The 18,005-nt window shown below is 69.5% G+C and carries 14 protein-coding genes; 5 read left to right on the top strand and 9 right to left on the bottom strand.

Features of this window, described 5'->3' with window-relative positions; genetic code table 11:
- Positions 1–128 precede the first annotated feature (128 nt).
- From ACZ48Z_RS39510 to thyX, 3 genes are all read right to left on the bottom strand, one after another.
- Complete coding sequence (locus ACZ48Z_RS39510) at positions 129–1,814, bottom strand: ribonuclease J (RefSeq protein ID WP_468740745.1); 1,686 nt, start codon at positions 1,812–1,814, stop codon at positions 129–131.
- Positions 1,815–1,969: 155 nt separating this feature from the next.
- Positions 1,970–2,869, bottom strand: a complete 900-nt coding sequence (gene dapA, locus ACZ48Z_RS39515; protein WP_468740746.1) for a 4-hydroxy-tetrahydrodipicolinate synthase — start codon at positions 2,867–2,869, stop codon at positions 1,970–1,972.
- Positions 2,870–3,086: 217 nt separating this feature from the next.
- Positions 3,087–3,827 carry an FAD-dependent thymidylate synthase gene (gene thyX / locus ACZ48Z_RS39520; protein WP_468740747.1) on the bottom strand — a complete coding sequence of 247 codons (741 nt, stop codon included), beginning with the start codon at positions 3,825–3,827 and terminating at the stop codon, positions 3,087–3,089.
- A 178-nt stretch (positions 3,828–4,005) separates the two neighbouring features.
- Here thyX and ACZ48Z_RS39525 point away from each other — a divergent pair, with 178 nt between their 5' ends.
- Complete coding sequence (locus tag ACZ48Z_RS39525) at positions 4,006–4,245, top strand: hypothetical protein (protein WP_468740832.1); 240 nt, start codon at positions 4,006–4,008, stop codon at positions 4,243–4,245.
- Between the two features lie 91 nt (positions 4,246–4,336).
- On the top strand, positions 4,337–4,891 hold the full coding sequence (locus ACZ48Z_RS39530; RefSeq protein ID WP_468740748.1) for a phage holin family protein: 555 nt from the start codon (positions 4,337–4,339) through the stop codon (positions 4,889–4,891).
- A gap of 68 nt (positions 4,892–4,959) precedes the next feature.
- Here the strand turns inward: ACZ48Z_RS39530 and ACZ48Z_RS39535 are convergent, their stop codons facing one another.
- From ACZ48Z_RS39535 to eccD, 6 genes are all read right to left on the bottom strand, one after another.
- Entirely contained in the window at positions 4,960–5,412 is a 453-nt protein-coding gene (locus ACZ48Z_RS39535) for a hypothetical protein (RefSeq protein ID WP_468740749.1), read from the bottom strand.
- A 7-nt stretch (positions 5,413–5,419) separates the two neighbouring features.
- Positions 5,420–6,172 (bottom strand): 4-hydroxy-tetrahydrodipicolinate reductase, encoded by a 753-nt coding sequence (gene dapB, locus ACZ48Z_RS39540; protein WP_468740750.1) that lies wholly within the window; start codon positions 6,170–6,172, stop codon positions 5,420–5,422.
- Between the two features lie 32 nt (positions 6,173–6,204).
- Positions 6,205–7,584: a M16 family metallopeptidase gene (locus tag ACZ48Z_RS39545; RefSeq protein ID WP_468740751.1), complete on the bottom strand. Its 1,380-nt coding sequence runs from the start codon at positions 7,582–7,584 to the stop codon at positions 6,205–6,207.
- Entirely contained in the window at positions 7,581–9,797 is a 2,217-nt protein-coding gene (locus ACZ48Z_RS39550) for a polyribonucleotide nucleotidyltransferase (protein WP_468740752.1), read from the bottom strand. Before ACZ48Z_RS39550 ends, ACZ48Z_RS39545 begins: the two co-directional genes overlap by 4 nt.
- Positions 9,798–10,099: 302 nt before the next feature.
- Positions 10,100–10,387 (bottom strand): 30S ribosomal protein S15, encoded by a 288-nt coding sequence (rpsO, locus tag ACZ48Z_RS39555; protein ID WP_007385095.1) that lies wholly within the window; start codon positions 10,385–10,387, stop codon positions 10,100–10,102.
- 257 nt (positions 10,388–10,644) lie between these two features.
- The gene (eccD, locus tag ACZ48Z_RS39560; protein WP_468740753.1) at positions 10,645–12,108 is read right to left on the bottom strand and encodes a type VII secretion integral membrane protein EccD; all 1,464 of its coding nucleotides are present in this window, start codon (positions 12,106–12,108) and stop codon (positions 10,645–10,647) included.
- A 260-nt stretch (positions 12,109–12,368) separates the two neighbouring features.
- On the opposite strand from eccD, the gene eccCa reads away from it, so the two are divergent.
- The 3 genes from eccCa to ACZ48Z_RS39575 all read left to right on the top strand — a co-directional run bounded on the left by eccCa (position 12,369) and on the right by ACZ48Z_RS39575 (position 18,002).
- Positions 12,369–16,307 (top strand): type VII secretion protein EccCa, encoded by a 3,939-nt coding sequence (gene eccCa / locus ACZ48Z_RS39565; protein ID WP_468740754.1) that lies wholly within the window; start codon positions 12,369–12,371, stop codon positions 16,305–16,307.
- A gap of 88 nt (positions 16,308–16,395) precedes the next feature.
- The gene (locus ACZ48Z_RS39570; protein WP_468740755.1) at positions 16,396–16,707 is read left to right on the top strand and encodes a hypothetical protein; all 312 of its coding nucleotides are present in this window, start codon (positions 16,396–16,398) and stop codon (positions 16,705–16,707) included.
- Positions 16,704–18,002 carry a hypothetical protein gene (locus tag ACZ48Z_RS39575; protein ID WP_468740756.1) on the top strand — a complete coding sequence of 433 codons (1,299 nt, stop codon included), beginning with the start codon at positions 16,704–16,706 and terminating at the stop codon, positions 18,000–18,002. The genes ACZ48Z_RS39570 and ACZ48Z_RS39575 overlap by 4 nt, the downstream gene beginning before the upstream one ends.
- Positions 18,003–18,005 lie beyond the last annotated feature (3 nt).

Here is an 18,005-nt window from a genome sequence, read left to right on the forward strand (position 1 = left end):
CCCCCCCCCCCCCCCCCCCCCCCCCCCCCCCCCCCCCCCCCCCCCCCCCCCCCCCCCCCCCCCCCCCCCCCCCCCCCCCCCCCCCCCCCCCCGCTCCTGGTTCACTCGGACGGGTGTCCGACGGTCCGTCAGACCTCCACCACCACCGGGAGGATCATCGGCCTGCGGCGATACGTGTCGGAGACCCACTTGCCCAGGGTCCGTCGCACCAGCTGCTGGAGCTGGTGGGGTTCGACCACGCCGTCCTGGGCCGAGCGTTCCAGGACCTCGGTGATCCTCGGGATCACGTCCCCGAACGCCGAGTCCTCGATGCCCGAGCCGCGGGCCTGGATGTGCGGCCCGCCCGTGATCTTCCCAGTGGACGAGTCGACGACCAGGAAGACCGAGATGATGCCCTCGTCGCCGAGGATCTTGCGGTCCTTGAGGGCCGGCTCGCCGACATCGCCGACCGAGAGGCCGTCGACGTAGACGTACCCCGCCTGGACCTTGCCGGCGATCTTCGCCCTGCCCTCGACGAGGTCGACCACCACGCCGTCCTCGGCGATGACGATCCGGTCGTGCGGGACGCCGGTCAGGACTCCCAGCTCGGCGTTGGCGCGCAGGTGCCGCCATTCGCCGTGCACCGGCATCAGGTTCTTCGGCCGGCAGATGTTGTAGAAGTACAGGAGCTCGCCGGCGGACGCGTGGCCCGAGACATGGACCTTGGCGTTGCCCTTGTGGACGACGTTGGCACCCCAGCGGGTCAGGCCGTTGATCACGCGGTAGACCGCGTTCTCGTTCCCCGGGATCAGCGAGGAGGCGAGGATGACCGTGTCGCCCTGGACGATGCGGATCTGGTGATCGCGGTTGGCCATGCGGGACAGCGCGGCCATCGGTTCGCCTTGGGAGCCCGTGCAGACCAGGACCACCTCGTGGTCCGGGAGGTCGTCGAGCGTTTTGACGTCGACCACCAGCCCCGGGGGGACCTTCAGGTAGCCGAGGTCACGTGCGATGCCCATGTTGCGGACCATCGAGCGGCCGACGAAGGCGACCCGGCGGCCGTGCTCGTGGGCCGCGTCCAGGATCTGCTGGATACGGTGGACGTGGCTGGCGAAGCTCGCCACGATGATTCGCTTGCGGGCGCTGCCGAAGACCTGCCGCAGGACGTTCGAGATCTCCTTCTCGGGCGGAACGAAGCCCGGGACCTCGGCGTTCGTCGAGTCCGCCAGGAGGAGGTCGATGCCCTCCTCGCTCAGACGCGCGAACGCGTGCAGGTCGGTGAGCCGACCGTCCAGCGGGAGCTGGTCCATCTTGAAGTCGCCCGTGTGCACCACCATGCCCGCGGGAGTGCGGATGGCGACGGCCAGGGCGTCGGGGATGGAGTGGTTGACCGCGACGAACTCGCAGTCGAAGGGGCCGATGCGCTCGCGCTGTCCCTCGACCACCTCAAGGGTGTACGGGCGGACGCGGTGCTCCTGGAGCTTGGCCTCGATGAGCGCGAGGGTCAGCTTGGAGCCGATCAGCGGGATGTCCGGCTTCTCGCGGAGGAGATAGGGGACACCGCCGATGTGGTCCTCGTGGCCGTGCGTGAGGACGATGCCCTCGATGTCGTCGAGGCGGTCCCGGATGGACGAGAAGTCCGGCAGGATCAGGTCGATTCCGGGTTGCTCCTCCTCCGGGAAGAGCACGCCGCAGTCGACGATCAGCAGGCGGCCGCCGTACTCGAAGACCGTCATGTTTCGGCCGATCTCGCCGAGACCGCCGAGCGGGGTGACCCGCAGGCCGCCTTCGGGAAGCGGCGGGGGCGGGGCCAGTTCAGGATGCGGATGACTCAAAAGACTCTCCTCACCACGCGCGCCACGTGCCGGTGGGGCACGTGGCGCGCGTGACGTTCGTGCGTGTAGCAGTTGTCGTTGTGGTGTGCGGACACCGGTGGCCCGCGTATTCAGTTGTTGAGTCCGGTTGCGCGCCGGGCGCGCGAAGTCTGGTGCTAGAGCTGTACCCCGCCGGCAGCAAGATCGATCTTGAGCTGCTCGATCTCGTCGCCGGAGAGCTCGACCATGGGGGCGCGCAGCGGTCCTGCGGGCAGGCCCTGCAGGGCGAGCGCCGCCTTGGTCGTCATCACGCCCTGCGTGCGGAACATGCCCGTGTAGACCGGGAGCAGCTTCTGGTGGATCTCGGTGGCCTTCTGGACGTCGCCGGAGGTGAACGCCTCGACCAGGGCGCGCAGGTCCGGGGTGACCACGTGGCCGACGACCGAGACGAAGCCGACCGCGCCCACGGAGAGCAGCGGGAGGTTCAGCATGTCGTCGCCGGAGTACCAGGCGAGGCCGGAGCGGGCGATGGCCCAGCTGGCGCGGCCGAGGTCGCCCTTGGCGTCCTTGTTGGCGACGATCCGCGGGTGCTCGGCAAGGCGGACCAGCGTCTCGGAGCTGATCGGGACGCCGCTGCGGCCGGGGATGTCGTAGAGCATGACGGGCAGCTCGGCGGCGTCGGCGACTGCCTTGAAGTGCCGGTACAGGCCCTCCTGCGGGGGCTTGTTGTAGTACGGCGTCACGATCAGCAGGCCGTGCGCGCCGGTCTTCTCGGCGGCGCGGGCGAGCTCGATGCTGTGGTGGGTGTCGTTGGTGCCGACGCCGGCGACGACGTGGGCACGGTCGCCGACCGCCTCCAGTACGGCTCGTACGAGGTCCGCTTTCTCCGCGTCGCTGGTGGTGGGGGATTCACCGGTGGTGCCGTTGATGATCAGGCCGTCGTTGCCTGCGTCCACCAGGTGGGTGGCGAGCCGCTGAGCGCCGTCGAGGTCGAGTGCGCCGTCCGCCGTGAACGGCGTGACCATGGCGGTGAGGACCCGCCCGAAGGGGGTCTGCGGAGTGGAGGTCGGAGCCATGGGTAACACGCTACTCGTTGCTCAAGGCGGGGTCTGCCCTAGGGGGGCGCGAAAAGTCAGGACAAAAGAGGAACCCGGCACTGCCTGCTCGGGGGTTCAAGCAGTGCCGGGTCCGTTTGATCAGGCTAGATGAACTTCTCCAAATGCCGCAATACGGACACTTCGCGCGGCGGACCCGTACATCTGTGCCCTCCGGGGAAACGGGCGTCCACGTCCGTTACGGCGCGACTCGGCCGTTCGCGTTGAAGGCAGCGTGCGTCAGCGGCATGAGCCTGGCCCACTCCGCCTCCATCTTCTCGCCCACCATCTCGATCTCCCGCTGCGGGAACGACGGCACCTTCGCCTGCTCGTGCTGGGTGCGCAGGCCGAGGAAGTGCATGAGCGAGCGGGCGTTGCAGGTGGCGTACATCGAGGAGAACAGGCCGACGGGCAGGACCGAACGGGCGACCTCGCGGGCGACGCCCTGCGCGAGCATGTCCTGGTAGGCGCGGTACGCCTGGCGGTACGACTCCTCCATGGCGCTTCCGACGGACGCGTGCTGCTCCGGGGTGCCCTCGACGAAGACGTACTTGCCGGGGCGGCCCTGCTGGACGAGCTTGCGGTCGGGGCCGGGGACGTAGAAGACGGGCTGGAGCTCGCGGTAGCGACCGGACTCCTCGTTGTACGACCAGCCCACGCGGTGCCGCATGAACTCGCGGAACACGAGGATCGGAGCGCTGATGAAGAAGGTCATGGAGTTGTGCTCGAACGGGCTGCCGTGCCGGTCCCGCATGAGGTAGTTGATCAGGCCCTTGGAGCGCTCCGGGTCCTTGCTCAGCTCTTCCAGGGACTGCTCTCCGACGGTCGACACCCTGGCGGCGAACAGCACGTCGGAGTCGGCCGCGCTGTGCTTGACCAGTTCGACGGTGACGTCGTCGCGCAGTTCGATCTTGAAATCGTCGTCGGGGGTGGGGGTCACGGTTCGGGGGGTCCTTCCCAGCTCGTTCGGTGGCGACGACACTCTACGGCCCGCCAAACGGGACTTTCACTGCCGTGACCGAGTTAAGTCGGCGAAAACGGGCACCTTTTGCGGCAGTCGCTCGTCTGTACAGACAGCAGCGATTCGTTCGATCCCCGAAGGGAGAGGTACCTCCATGCTGTTGCGTCGGCGCGAACCCGTACCGTTCGCCTTTGTCGCCGAAGCCGACAGGTTCCGCAGCAATGTCACTCCGCCGCCCCGTCAGCGCGCGGCCGTCGGGGAGATAGCCGGGCGCTGGCTGCTCGGGCTCACCATCGTCGCCGGACTCGTGGGTTCCCTGGTCATAGGGATGCCAGCGCTGTCGCAGGATCAACCGCCCTCGCAGACGCAGCAGTCCCAGGCCTCGCAAGGACACTGACTCATCCGAGCCCCTGAAGGTGGCTCGCGGGGACATCGGCGGATAGCCTCACCGGGCACAGCCCACCGCATGGACCGAGTGAGGACCCGCCGTGCCCCTGCCCTTCCTGACGGCCGACCGCGCATTCGAGACGACGGACGACGTCGCGTTGCCGTTCGACGACCGTGACCGCTGGCGGCGCCCCTACCGGCCCGGCCCGTGGCGGGTGGGCTCGGCCGCGATCCTTCTGCTGCTCGCCTCCTACGTGCTGTTCGCGGCGGTGATCATCGCGCTCACCGACTCGCCGTCCGAGGCCGGCGTGGTGCTCGGCATCGCCGTGTTCGTCATCGCCTGTGCGTTGCGGCTGCTGCGCATGGGGGTGTGGGTGAGCGCCCGCGGGGTGCGTCGGGTGAGCTTCCTCTTCACCCGGACGGTTGCCTGGGAGCAGGTCGTCACCGTGCGGACGGCACAGCAGCCGGTGCGCTGGCTCGGACTGCCGCGCACGGTTCAGGGGCAGGCCCTCACCGTCGTACGACAGGGCCGGTCGCCGGAGGCCGAGGGGCCGCTGCTGACCTCGCACAACGCGGACTTCCTGGCGCGTGGCGAGGCGTTCGACCGGGCCGCGGACGCGGTGGAGGCCTGGGCGGCGGAGTACCGGCGGGCCTGACACATCGCGGTACGCCGAAGGGGCCGGTCCGCTACAGATGCGGGCCGACCCCTTCGGCGTACGTGCGGCTAGGCCTCGATCGTCCTGCCGTCGTGCAGGGCTATCGCGCGCTGCATCGCCTTGCGGGCACGCGGGGTGTCGCGGGCGTCGTGGTAGGCGATCGCGAGGCGGAACCAGCTGCGCCAGTCGTCGGGGGCCGCCTCGGTCTCGGCCTTGCGCTCGGCGAAGACCTCGTCGGCCGAGTCACGGTCGATCCGGCCGCCGGGCGTGCGCTTCAACTCGTCGACGGGCAGGCCGCCCTCGGCGTCGAGCTCGGCGGCCAGGGCGTTGGCCCTGCGGACGAACTGGGTGTTCTTCCACAGGAACCACAGTCCGATCACCGGCAGGATCAGCACCGCGACGCCGAAGGTGACCGTCAGCAGGGTGCCGGACTGGATGAGCATGACGCCACGGCTGCCGACCAGCACGAAGTAGACGAGCAGGGCGGCGGCCGTGACGGCGTAGGACAGCTTGGCTCGCATGACGGTGTCAGCCCAGGTCCAGGAAGTTTTCCAGGCCGAAGGTCAGGCCCGGGGTGGTCACCACGCGGCGCGCGCCGAGCAGGATGCCCGGCATGAAGCTGCTGTGGTGAAGGGAGTCGTGGCGGATGGTCAGCGTCTCGCCCTCGCCGCCCAGCAGGACCTCCTGGTGGGCCAACAGACCGCGCAGCCGGACGGAGTGGACGGGGACGCCGTCCACGTCCGCACCCCGCGCGCCGTCCAGGGCCGTGTCCGTGGCGTCCGGCGCCGGGGCCGTGCCCGCCTCGGCACGCGCCGAGGCGATGAGCTGGGCCGTGCGGGTGGCGGTGCCCGAAGGGGCGTCGACCTTCTTCGGGTGGTGCAGCTCGATGACCTCCACCGACTCGAAGTACGGGGCGGCGAGCTGCGCGAACTTCATGTTCAGCACGGCTCCGACGGAGAAGTTGGGCGCGATGAGGACGCCCGTCTCCGGGGAGGCGTACAGCCAGCCCTTCAGCTTGGTGAGGCGCTCGTCGGTCCAGCCCGTGGTGCCGACGACCGCGTGGATGCCGTGACCCACGCAGTACTCGAGGTTGTCCATCACCGAGGCGGGTGTGGTCAGTTCGACCACGACCTGGGCGCCGTTCTCGGCGAGGGTCTCCAGCTTGTCGCCCCGGCCGAGGGCGGCCACCAGCTCCATGTCCTCGGCCGCCTCGACGGCCCGCACCGCCTCGGAACCGATGCGGCCCTTCGCACCGAGGACGGCCACGCGCAGCTTGCTCATCTCTTGCTTCCTAACCGGGGTTTGCGAGGGGATCAGGCAACGGCCTCGTGCAGTCGGGCCGCCTGCTTGTCCTTCAGCGGGCCGATGACCGACAGCGACGGGCGCCGCCCCAGGATCTCGCGGGCTACCGCGCGGACGTCGTCCGGGGTGACCGACGCTATCCGGCTCAGCATGTCGTCGACCGACATCTGCTCGCCCCAGCACAGCTCGCTCTTGCCGATGCGGTTCATCAGCGCGCCCGTGTCCTCCAGGCCAAGGACCGTGGAGCCCCGGAGCTGGCCGATGGCACGGCCGATCTCGTCGTCCGAGAGGCCGTTCGCGGCGACCTGGTCGAGTTCGTCGCGGCAGATCTTCAGCACGTCGTGGACCTGCGAGGGCCGGCAGCCGGCGTACACGCCGAACAGGCCGCAGTCGGCGAAGCCGGAGGTGTACGAGTAGACGCTGTACGCCAGCCCGCGCTTCTCCCTGACCTCCTGGAAGAGGCGGGACGACATGCCGCCGCCGAGCGCGGTGTTGAGCACGCCGAGGGCCCAGCGGCGGTCGTCCGTGCGGGCGAGGCCGGGCATGCCGAGGACGACGTGGGCCTGTTCGGTCTTGCGGCCGATCAGCTCGACGCGGCCCGCGGCGCGCAGGGTGCGCACGCCCTCGCGCGGGGCGATGGGCGTGGCCTCGGGGTTCCTGAAGGCGCCGGCCTTCTCGAAGGCGGCGCGGACCTGTCGTACGACCTTGTCGTGGTCGACGTTGCCCGCGGCCGCGACCACCAGGTGCGTGGGGTCGTAGTGCTTCTTGTAGAAGCGGCGGATGCGGTCGGCGGTGAGGGCGTTGACGGTGTCGACCGTGCCGAGGACGGGACGGCCGAGGGGGTTGTCGCCGAACATGGTGCGCGCGAACAGGTCGTGCACACCGTCGCCCGGGTCGTCCTCGGTCATGGCGATCTCTTCGAGGATCGCGCCGCGCTCGACGTTGACGTCCTCTTCGCGGATCAGCGAGCCGGTCAGCATGTCGCAGACGACGTCGATGGCGAGGGGCAGGTCGGTGTCGAGCACGCGCGCGTAGTAGCACGTGTACTCCTTCGCCGTGAACGCGTTCATCTCGCCGCCGACCGCGTCGACGGCGGAGGAGATGTCCAGCGCGCTGCGCTTCGACGTGCCCTTGAAGAGGAGGTGCTCCAGGTAGTGCGTGGCGCCGTTCAGGGACGGCGTCTCGTCACGGGAGCCCACGTGCGCCCAGATACCGAAGGTCGCGGAGCGGACCGAGGGCAGCGTCTCGGTGACGATGCGCAGGCCGCCCGGGAGGGTGGTCTTGCGGACCGTGCCGATGCCGTTGGTGCCCCGGATGAGGGTTTGGGTACGGGCGACGGCCCGCGCCTCCGAGGAGGTGCGGGCCGTCGCCGTGGAGCTGGTCGACGTCACTGGTCGGTGTCGTCCTTCTTCTCTTCGTCGCCCTCGCCCTCGATCACGGGGATGAGGGAGAGCTTGCCGCGGGAGTCGATCTCGGCGATCTCGACCTGGACCTTGGAGCCCACGGCGAGGACGTCCTCGACGTTCTCCACGCGCTTGCCGCCGGCGAGCTTGCGGATCTGCGAGATGTGCAGCAGACCGTCCTTGCCCGGGAGCAGCGAGACGAACGCACCGAAGGTGGTCGTCTTGACGACCGTGCCCAGGTAGCGCTCGCCGACCTCCGGCATGGTCGGGTTGGCGATCGAGTTGATCGTCGCGCGGGCCGCCTCGGCCTGCGAGCCGACCTGGGCACCGATGTAGATGGTGCCGTCGTCCTCGATCGTGATCTCGGCGCCGGTGTCCTCCTGGATCTGGTTGATCATCTTGCCCTTCGGGCCGATGACCTCGCCGATCTTGTCCACGGGGATCTTGACGGTGATGATCCGCGGGGCGTTCGGGGACATCTCGTCCGGCGTGTCGATCGCTTCCATCATCACGTCGAGGATGTGGAGGCGGGCGTCACGGGCCTGCTTGAGAGCGGCGGCCAGGACGGAGGCGGGGATGCCGTCCAGCTTGGTGTCGAGCTGGAGGGCGGTCACGAACTCCTTGGTGCCGGCGACCTTGAAGTCCATGTCACCGAAGGCGTCCTCCGCACCGAGGATGTCGGTGAGGGCGACGTAGTGCGTCTCGCCGTTGATCTCCTGGGAGATCAGGCCCATGGCGATACCGGCGACGGGGGCCTTGAGGGGCACACCGGCGTTCAGCAGCGACATGGTGGAGGCGCAGACCGAGCCCATGGACGTCGAGCCGTTGGAGCCGAGAGCCTCGGACACCTGACGGATCGCGTAGGGGAACTCCTCGCGCGTCGGCAGGACCGGCACGATGGCGCGCTCGGCGAGGGCGCCGTGGCCGATCTCGCGGCGCTTGGGGGAGCCCACGCGGCCGGTCTCGCCGACGGAGTACGGCGGGAAGTTGTAGTTGTGCATGTAGCGCTTGCGGGTCACCGGGGAGAGGGTGTCCAGCTGCTGCTCCATCCGGAGCATGTTGAGGGTGGTGACGCCCAGGATCTGGGTCTCGCCACGCTCGAACAGCGCCGAGCCGTGCACGCGCGGGATGGCCTCGACCTCGGCGGCGAGCGTACGGATGTCCGTGACGCCGCGGCCGTCGATGCGGACCTTGTCCTTGATGACGCGCTCACGGACCAGGGACTTGGTCAGCGAGCGGTACGCGGCGGAGATCTCCTTCTCGCGGCCCTCGAACTGCGGGAGCAGCTTCTCGGCGGCGATCTCCTTGACGCGGTCCAGCTCGGCCTCGCGGTCCTGCTTGCCGGCGATGGTGAGCGCCTGGGAGAGCTCGCTCTTGACCGCGGCCGTCAGGGCCTCCAGGACGTCGTCCTGGTAGTCGAGGAAGACCGGGAACTCGCCGGTCGGCTTGGCGGCCTTGGCGGCGAGGTCGGCCTGGGCCTTGCAGAGCACCTTGATGAAGGGCTTCGCGGCGTCCAGACCGGCGGCGACGACCTCCTCGGTCGGCGCCTCGGCACCGCCCTGGACCAGCTGGATGGTCTTCTCGGTGGCCTCGGCCTCGACCATCATGATCGCGACGTCGCCGTCCTCCAGGGCGCGGCCCGCGACGACCATGTCGAAGACGGCGTCCTCGAGCTCGGAGTGCGTCGGGAAGGCCACCCACTGGCCGTTGATCAGCGCGACGCGGACGCCGCCGATCGGGCCGGAGAAGGGCAGGCCGGCCAGCTGGGTGGACGCGGAGGCGGCGTTGATCGCCACGACGTCGTACAGGTGGTCGGGGTTGAGGGCCATGATCGTGGCGACGACCTGGATCTCGTTGCGCAGGCCCTTCTTGAAGGACGGGCGCAGCGGGCGGTCGATCAGGCGGCAGGTGAGGATGGCGTCCTCGGAGGGACGGCCCTCGCGGCGGAAGAAGCTGCCGGGGATCTTGCCGGCGGCATACATCCGCTCCTCGACGTCCACCGTGAGGGGGAAGAAGTCGAGGTTTTCCTTGGGCTTCTTGGAAGCGGTGGTGGCCGACAGCACCATGGTGTCGTCGTCCAGGTACGCCACGGCGGAGCCGGCGGCCTGCTTGGCCAGGCGGCCCGTCTCGAAGCGGATGGTGCGGGTGCCGAAGGAGCCGTTGTCAATGACGGCCTCGGCGTAGTGGGTCTCGTTCTCCACTAGCGTTTTCTCCGTTACTTTTCGTCTGCGTTCGTCTTTTGTCCCGATCCGCCCGTGTGGCGGGGGGACATGCGCGGAGAAGCGCTCCGTCTGGTGCGGGCCGGTCTTCGATCGAAGCACCCGGGGGTTCCTGCTGCCCGGGGGCCACTACCGAGGACCGGCGGCGGCGAGGTGCACTTCTCCTCGTGATATTGCGTTGTGCTACCACACTACAAAGTGGGTGTGACACTGCGCACGTTTCCGCGCGTACGGCAAAGGGAGCGGTCCCCGATCGTTTCGGGAACCGCTCCCCTCACGGCGTCCTACTTGGCGCCCGCCGCACCGCGGCGGATGCCGAGGCGGTCGACCAGCGCACGGAAGCGCTGGATGTCCTTCTTCGCCAGGTACTGGAGAAGGCGACGGCGCTGACCGACCAGGATCAGCAGACCACGACGGGAGTGGTGGTCGTGCTTGTGGGTCTTGAGGTGCTCGGTCAGGTCCGAGATACGGCGCGAGAGCATCGCGACCTGGACCTCGGGGGAGCCGGTGTCGCCCTCCTTCTGGCCGAACTCGGTCATGATCTGCTTCTTCGTAGCGGCGTCGAGCGACACGCGTACTCCTCGTAGTCTCTTGGGTGGCCACCGAGTGCCCCTGGTCCACTTCTCAGGGGAGCTTCCGTAACTCGGGAGGCGGGGATCCGCTGGGCGCGGCCTCCGGAGCGGACAGCTCCGGGGGTGCGTACACAAACGGCCGTCAGCCAGGGTACCAGCCCGGCGGGAGTGCCCCGGTCCACGCCGACGTCGTACACATGACGCAGCGGCTGCCACCCATGTGGGTGACAGCCGCTGTCAACTGCTCGGGCCGGGCGTCAGCTGGTCATGCCGCGGGCCGCCGCGTAGAGGTCGAGGACCGCGAGGCAGAGCGGGACGAGGGAGAGCAGCACCGCGCCCTCGCTCAGGTCGAGCATCCGGCCCCAGAACGGGGTCACGCCCTTGCGCGGCACGATCAGGGCGACGGCCACGAGAAGCGTGGCGCCCAGGGCCACCGCGGCGGAGAGCCAGACGGTGCGGATGTCCAGGGGGGCGCTGTTGTGGTCGTAGACGAGGTCCTTGATGATGTCGGCCGGCGGGTTCAGGGCCAGGCCGAGGACCAGCAGGCTGACGGTGATGATGCCCGAGATCATCAGGGTCACGACCTGCGACGTGTACAGGAAGAGCCGGGCCCGCATGAGCATGGCGAGGCCGGCCGCCAGGGACAGCAGCTGCGCCCAGCCGCTGGTGGAGAAGCCGAGCACCACGCCGGCGGAGGCGACACCGGTGACCGCGCAGCCGCCGACGAGGCCGAGCAGCAGTTCGTGGCCGCGGCGGGCCTGGTCGGTGATGAGCTGGTAGTCGACCGGCTCCTGCTCGTGCTGGTCCTCGGCACGACCGCGCTTGGCGATCTGGTCGGGCGAGCGGAAGCCGATGGGGAGCCGGGAGAAGCGGGCGGACCAGCCGGGCAGGAAGCCGATGACGGCGACCATGACCACCGCGGTGACGGCGGCGCTCTCGCGCGGCTCGGCCTCGGAGACGATCGCTGCGAAGGTGGCGAGCACGCCGACGCCTGCGCCGAACGCGGCGGCGATGAAGGGCGCGTCCTTCTGGGGCAGCATCAGGACGAGCAGCACCGCGGCGACGAGGACGACGGCGAAGCCGACGAGAAGGTTCAGGCGTCCGGGCCCCTCCCCCGCGTCGAGGCCCATGACGCCGGAGCCGCCGACCATCAGGTGCGGCAGCGAGGCGAGACCGAGGGCCACGGCCGCGTGGTGGTCGTCGTAGACGCGGGCCCGTACGGACGCGAGCGCGACGAGGACGACTCCGGTGACGCCCGCGATGACGCCCGGCAGGCCGTGCATGTCGTGGCGCAGCGGCTCCGAGAACCACAGGGCCAGCGCCATCATCGTCAGCAGCAGCGCGCCGGCGGTCAGGCCCACGACCCGCATCATGCTGTCGTTCCAGCTGCGCCGGTCGGCCTCGACGACGGCGGCCACGGCGTCCACGACGTCGTCGAAGACGGCGGGCGGCAGCGAGTCCGCGAACGGCCGCAGGAGCAGCAATTCGCCATCGCGTATCTGCTGTTCGGAGAGCGAACGGCCGTCGTCGAGGACGGAACCGTCCCTGCGTACGAGGTTGTACCCGGTGGGCGCGGCCTCCTCGGGCGTCTGCCCCGACAGCCGCAGGATCTCCGGGTATACGTCAGAGAGCGGCACGTCCTCGGGAAGTGCCACATCGATCCGGCTGTTCGGTGCCGCCACCGTGACCCGGCAGAATCCGGTTGCTGAAACCGTACTCACCTGACGGTTCCCCCTAGTCCAGTACTCGGTGATTCGTCGCGGTTTGCCAGGGTGATTCCCGCTCCCCGCTTCATTTGGAGCGTCACCCTACCGTCCTCTTGCGGCATCTCCCCATCCCCTCCCGGCTCAACGGCCCCGCAGAACAGTAGGATCAGCGCCCGGCTCATGAGTTGGCAAAGCCCCATGAGTTGACGAACATACGGGGGCCGTCACGACGGGGGCGGTTCGACATTGCGATTGCGTGAAGGACTGGTGGATCGGTGAGCGTCGTCATCGTCAAGCGCCCGCCGCGGGTATACCCGCCGGAGGTGCCGAGTGAGGAGGTCAAGCTCGAGTCACCTCCCGAACTCCCTCGTACCGAGGACGACAGTCTGCTGATGAACCTGCTGCCCATGCTGGGCATGGGTTCGTCGGCGGCGTTCTTCTTCATGCCCGGGGCCCAGGGCTTCATGAAGATCATGGGCGGGCTCATGATGGTCTCCACGGTCGCCATGCTGGTCGCCCAGATAGTGCGGGCCCGCAAGGGGCCGTCCGGTCAGATGGCCGAGGCCCGTCGCGACTACCTCAAGTACCTGGCGCAGAAGCGGCGTGAGGTGCGGCGCACCGTGCACAAGCAGCGCGACGCCCAGTACTACCTGCACCCGGCGCCGGAGCAGCTGTGGGCGCTGGTCGCCGAGGGGTCGCGGCTGTGGGAACGGCGTTCCACGGACCCGGACTTCGCCCAGGTGCGCATCGGCCTCGGCCCGCAGCAGCTGGCGACTCCCCTGGTCGCTCCCGACACCGCGCCGGTGGACGAGCTGGAGCCGCTGACCGCCCACGCCATGCAGCAGTTCATCGCGAGCTACGGCACGCTCGGTGAACTCCCGCTGGCCATCGGGCTGCGCTCCTTCTACCACGTGACGATCTCCGGTGACGCCGAGACGGTCTACGGCCAGACCCGTGCCGTGGTCGGCCAGTTGGCCTCGCTGCACTCCCCCGACGACGTGCTGATCGCGGTCGTGGCCTCGCCGGGCGCGGCGGTGGACTGGGAGTGGACCAAGTGGCTGCCGCACATGCAGCACAAGGACTCCGACGGCGCCGGCACCCGGCGTCTGCTCTGCTTCGACCTGGGCGAGCTGGAGGAGATGATCGCGCACCAGCTGGAGGGCCGCGCCCGCTGGAGCCGGGACGGTTCGCCGGTCCTGGACCAGCCGCACGTGGTCGTCGTCCTGGACGGCGGCGGGGTGCCCGCGGACTCGGTCCTCGCCTCGGCGGAGGGTCTGCAGGGCGTGACCATCGTCGAGGTGGTGCCCGGCGAGCTCGACGAGGCGCGTGGCTCCCTGTCGGTGCGGGTGTGGCCCGAGGGCATGGAACTGGAGGCGGGCACGGGTGTCTTCACCGGCACGCCCGACGTCCTGTCGCAGGCGCAGGCGGAGTCGCTGGCCCGTCAGCTGGCGCCGCTGCGGCTGGGTGCCGCCGACGCCGACGAACCGCTGCTCGCGAACCTGGACTTCACCGACCTCATGCAGATCGGTGACGCGGCGGGCGTGGACGTCTCGCGCACCTGGCGGCCGCGCACGCTGCACGAGCGGCTGCGGGTCCCGATCGGTCTCGGCTCAAGTGGCGAGCCGGTCATGCTGGACCTCAAGGAGGCCTCGCAGGAGGGCATGGGCCCGCACGGCCTGTGCGTCGGCGCCACCGGTTCCGGAAAGTCGGAGCTGCTGCGCACCCTGGTGCTCGGCCTCGCGGTCACCCACTCCTCCGAGACTCTCAACTTCGTCCTCGCGGACTTCAAGGGTGGAGCCACCTTCACCGGCATGGGCAACATGCCGCACGTGTCCGCGGTCATCACCAACCTGGCCGACGAGCTGACGCTCGTGGACCGTATGCGCGACTCCATCACCGGTGAGCTGACTCGCCGTCAGGAACTCCTGCGGCAGTCCGGCAACTACGCCAACATCACCGACTACGAGAAGGCCCGCGCGGCGGGCGCCGCGCTCGACCCGCTGCCCTCGCTCGTCCTGATCATCGACGAGTTCAGCGAACTGCTCGCCGCCAAGCCGGACTTCATCGAGATGTTCATCCAGATCGGCCGTATCGGCCGTTCGCTGGGTGTGCACATGCTGCTCGCCTCGCAGCGCCTCGAGGAGGGCAAGCTGCGCGGTCTCGACACCTTCCTGTCGTACCGCATCGGTCTGCGCACCTTCTCGGCCGCCGAGTCCCGTACGGCGATCGGTGTGCCCGACGCCTACCACCTGCCGAACGTGCCCGGCGCGGGCATCCTCAAGTACGACACCGAGACGATGGTGCAGTTCAAGGCCGCGTACGTGTCGGGCACCTACCGGTCGAACGGGCCGACGGCGCAGGGCGGCGGCCGGATCGACCGCTCGCCGGTGCTGTTCACCGCCGCGCCGGTGCCGGTGCGGATCCTCGCCGATCCGGAGCCGGAGACCCGCACCAACCAGGTCGACGACGCGCTCGCCGACACCGTTCTCGACGTCATCGTCAGCCGCCTGGACGGGCAGGGTCCGCCCGCCCACCAGGTGTGGCTGCCGCCGCTGGACGAGCCGTTCAGCCTCGACCAGGTGCTGCCGGTGCTCGGTGTCAGCCCGGAGCGCGGTCTGCACGCCGAGGGCTATCACGCCCAGAGCAAGCTGACCGTGCCGGTCGGCCTGGTCGACAAGCCCTTCGAGCAGCGCCGTGACGTGATGTACGCGGACCTGTCGGGTGCCGCCGGTCACGCGCTGATCGTGGGTGGCCCGCAGTCCGGCAAGTCGACGCTCGTGCGCACGATGGTCACGTCGTTCGCGCTCACCCACACGCCGGCCGAAGTGCAGTTCTACGCCCTCGACTTCGGCGGCGGCGGCATGCTCGCGCTGGAGAACCTGGCCCACATGGGCGGCGCCGCCTCCCGGCTCGACCAGGAGAAGGTCCGCCGTACGGTCGCGGAGGTGCACGGCATCCTGGGCGCCCGTGAGGAGTTCTTCCGCTCCAAGAGCATCGACTCCATGGGCACCTTCCGAAACCGCCGGGCGCAGGGTCACTACCCCGACCAGCAGTGGGGCGACGTCTTCCTCATCATCGACGGCTGGGCGACGTTCAAGAACGACTACGAGATGCTCGACCCGGTCATCGCCGACATCGCGACCCGCGGTCTCGGTTTCGGTGTCCACCTGATCATCACCGCGACCCGGTACACCGAGATGCGGCCCGCGCTGCGCGACCAGATCCTCAGCAGGCTCGAACTGCGGCTCGGTGACGCGATGGAGTCGGAGTTCGACCGCAAGCGGGCCGAGAACGTGCCGATGGGCAAGCCCGGGCGCGGTCTGTCCCCGGACAAGCTGGACTACCTCGCCGCCACGCCCCGCATCGACGGGTCGACGGCGGTGGAGGACCTCGCCGACGGCATGGCGAACCTCGTGCAGAGCGTCAACAACGCCTGGCAGGGCCCGACGGCACCGAAGGTGCGGATGCTGCCGACGATGCTGCACGCGTCCGAGCTGCCCGGTGGCGGCGACTTCGGCAGCCGCGGTATCGCGGTCGGCGTCGACGAGCTCACCCTCTCGCCGGTCTTCGTGGACTTCGAGACCGACCCGCTGTTCGTCATCTACGGCGAGAGCGAGTCCGGCAAGTCCTCGCTGCTGCGGTTCATGGCCAAGCAGATCTCGGAGCGGTACGCCACCAACAAGGCGCTGTTCGTGGTCTCGGACTTCCGGCGCGCGCTGCTCGGCCAGGTGCCCGAGAGCCACATGTACAAGTACTGCGCCTCGGGGCCGCAGCTCCAGGAGGTCATGGAGTCGCTGGCCGGCTCGATGAGCCGCCGTATGCCGGGCCCGGACGTCACGCCGGACCAACTGCGCAACCGCTCCTGGTACAACGAGCCCGACGCGTTCATCTTCATCGACGACTACGACCTCGTCGCCACGTCGATGGGCAACCCGATGTCGGTGCTCATGGAGTACCTGCCGTTCGCACGTGACCTGGGCCTGCGCATCATCCTGGCCCGCACCACCTCCGGTGCCTCGCGCTCCTCCTTCGAACCGGTCCTCACCCGGATCAAGGAACTCGGCGCGCAGGGCATCGTGCTGTCCGGTGACCCGTCGGAGGGCCCGGTGTTCAACAACATCAAGGCGACTCCGCAGCCGCAGGGCCGTGGCCAGTTCATCTCGCGCCGGTCGAGCGGCCAGCTCGTCCAGACGGGATACCTGCCGGAGAGCTGAGTACCGGCTCGGCGAGGGAGGCGGGCCGTGTCTGCGGCCCGCCTCTCTTTGTCGTTGTGAAGAAACGTGTCGAACGGGGAGAGAGACCGTGACGGACTATTTCAAGACCGACACCGCCGAACTGGGGCGGTTCAGAAAGACGTTGGAGGACGCGAAGGCCGAACTGGACAACGTCCGCAAGTGGATGCAGGACGTGTCCGCGGAGGGCATCGGCACCAAGGACCTGGACGCCGCCTGCGCGGAGTTCCAGGAGCACTGGAAGTACGGCTCCGAGCAGATCGCTGAGCTGACCGGGAAGTTCGCGGACAGCGTGGGCCAGAGCAAGGCCAACTACGACGAGGTCGACCACGCCCTCGAAGAGGGCTTCCGCAAGGCGGCGGCACAGGGAGGCGGCAAGTGACCACCTATCCCTCGCTGGGCTTCGACCCCGCACCGGGCAGCGTCCCCGTCGTGTCGGAACTGACGGCACGGCTCCAGAAGTCGGCGCAGACCATCTCCGACGCCCACAAGATGATCGAGAACCTGCGGTCGGGCGGCGACTGGGAGGGCGACGCGGCGGTCGCCTTCCGCGAACAGCTCGACGGGGCGCTGCCGACGAACCTGAAGAACGCCCACGCCTCCATCACCAGGGCGGCCACCGCGCTGGCCGACTGGCACAAGGCGCTCGACGGCTACCAGCAGCGGGCGCGGGCTCTGGACGGCGACGCCAAGGACGCGAAGGGGCGGATCGACACCGCGGAGGGCCAGGAGAAGACGGCTTCCGCCAATCCCGACCTGAAGCTCGCGGGCAAGACGTTCACCAACGACGCCGAGCTGAGGAACGCGCAGGCGCGGCTGGACCGGGCGACCGAAGAGCTCACCAAGGCACGCGAGGCGGTGAACAACGCCAGGACCGCCTACAGCGACGTCGTCAGGAAGGCGCAGGAGCTGCAGGAGGAGCACGGCACCGACGCCCGCGGCAAGGCGCGGGTGCTGCGGGACTCCACGGACAAGCTGGCGCCCGAGGAGCCGAACTGGTTCGAGAAGGCCATGGACTGGGTCGGCGACAACCTCACCGACATCCTCGGCACGATCGCCGCCATCGCGGGTCTCGCGGCGCTGTTCTTCGCCGTACCGGTCGGTCCCATCCTCCTGCTGGTCGCGGCGGCGGCGAGCGCGGCGACGCTGATCAGCCGGTTGTCGAACCCGGTGGTCCGGGCCTCCCTCAAGGACGGCTTCACCAAGGGGGAGTTCGACGCGGACTTCTGGAGCAACGCGGTGGGCGTGGTCGGCGACACCCTCGGCATGGTGCCGGGCGTCGGTGCCGTCGCTCGCGGGGTCAACGGGGCCGCGCGGTCGGCGAGCGCCGGTGCGGAGGCGCTCACCCTGGGCGAGAAGCTGAGCAGCGCGGGCGGCAAGACCTGGCTGGCCGCGCAGCGCATCCACGCCGCCGAGAACCCGCTCACCACCTGGCTGGTGAAGGGCGCCGCCGACCCGTCCTCGGCGGCGCGGATCGTCGACGTCTCGGTCTCCGGCGCGGGGGCGCTCACCGGGACGTACGGCGTGGCCAAGAACCTGTGGGACGAGATCAAGAACCCCGCCGCGGAGAACGCGGCGACCGGGGCGGACGGTGTCCGGGCCGGCAGTTTCGACGGGGCCGGCCATGGTGCCACCGCCCTGAAGACGCTGAAGATCCTGTTCGGCGCGACGCACTGAAGG

Source organism: Streptomyces sp. NPDC031225 (assembly GCF_055570355.1).

What these genes read in the sequence shown, in the direction of transcription:
- dapA (WP_468740746.1), bottom strand. Translation starts at nt 2,869, where the DNA reads ATGGCTCCGACCTCCACTCCGCAGACCCCCTTCGGGCGGGTCCTCACC.
- ACZ48Z_RS39535 (WP_468740749.1), bottom strand. Translation starts at nt 5,412, where the DNA reads ATGCGAGCCAAGCTGTCCTACGCCGTCACGGCCGCCGCCCTGCTCGTC.
- dapB (WP_468740750.1), bottom strand. Translation starts at nt 6,172, where the DNA reads ATGAGCAAGCTGCGCGTGGCCGTCCTCGGTGCGAAGGGCCGCATCGGT.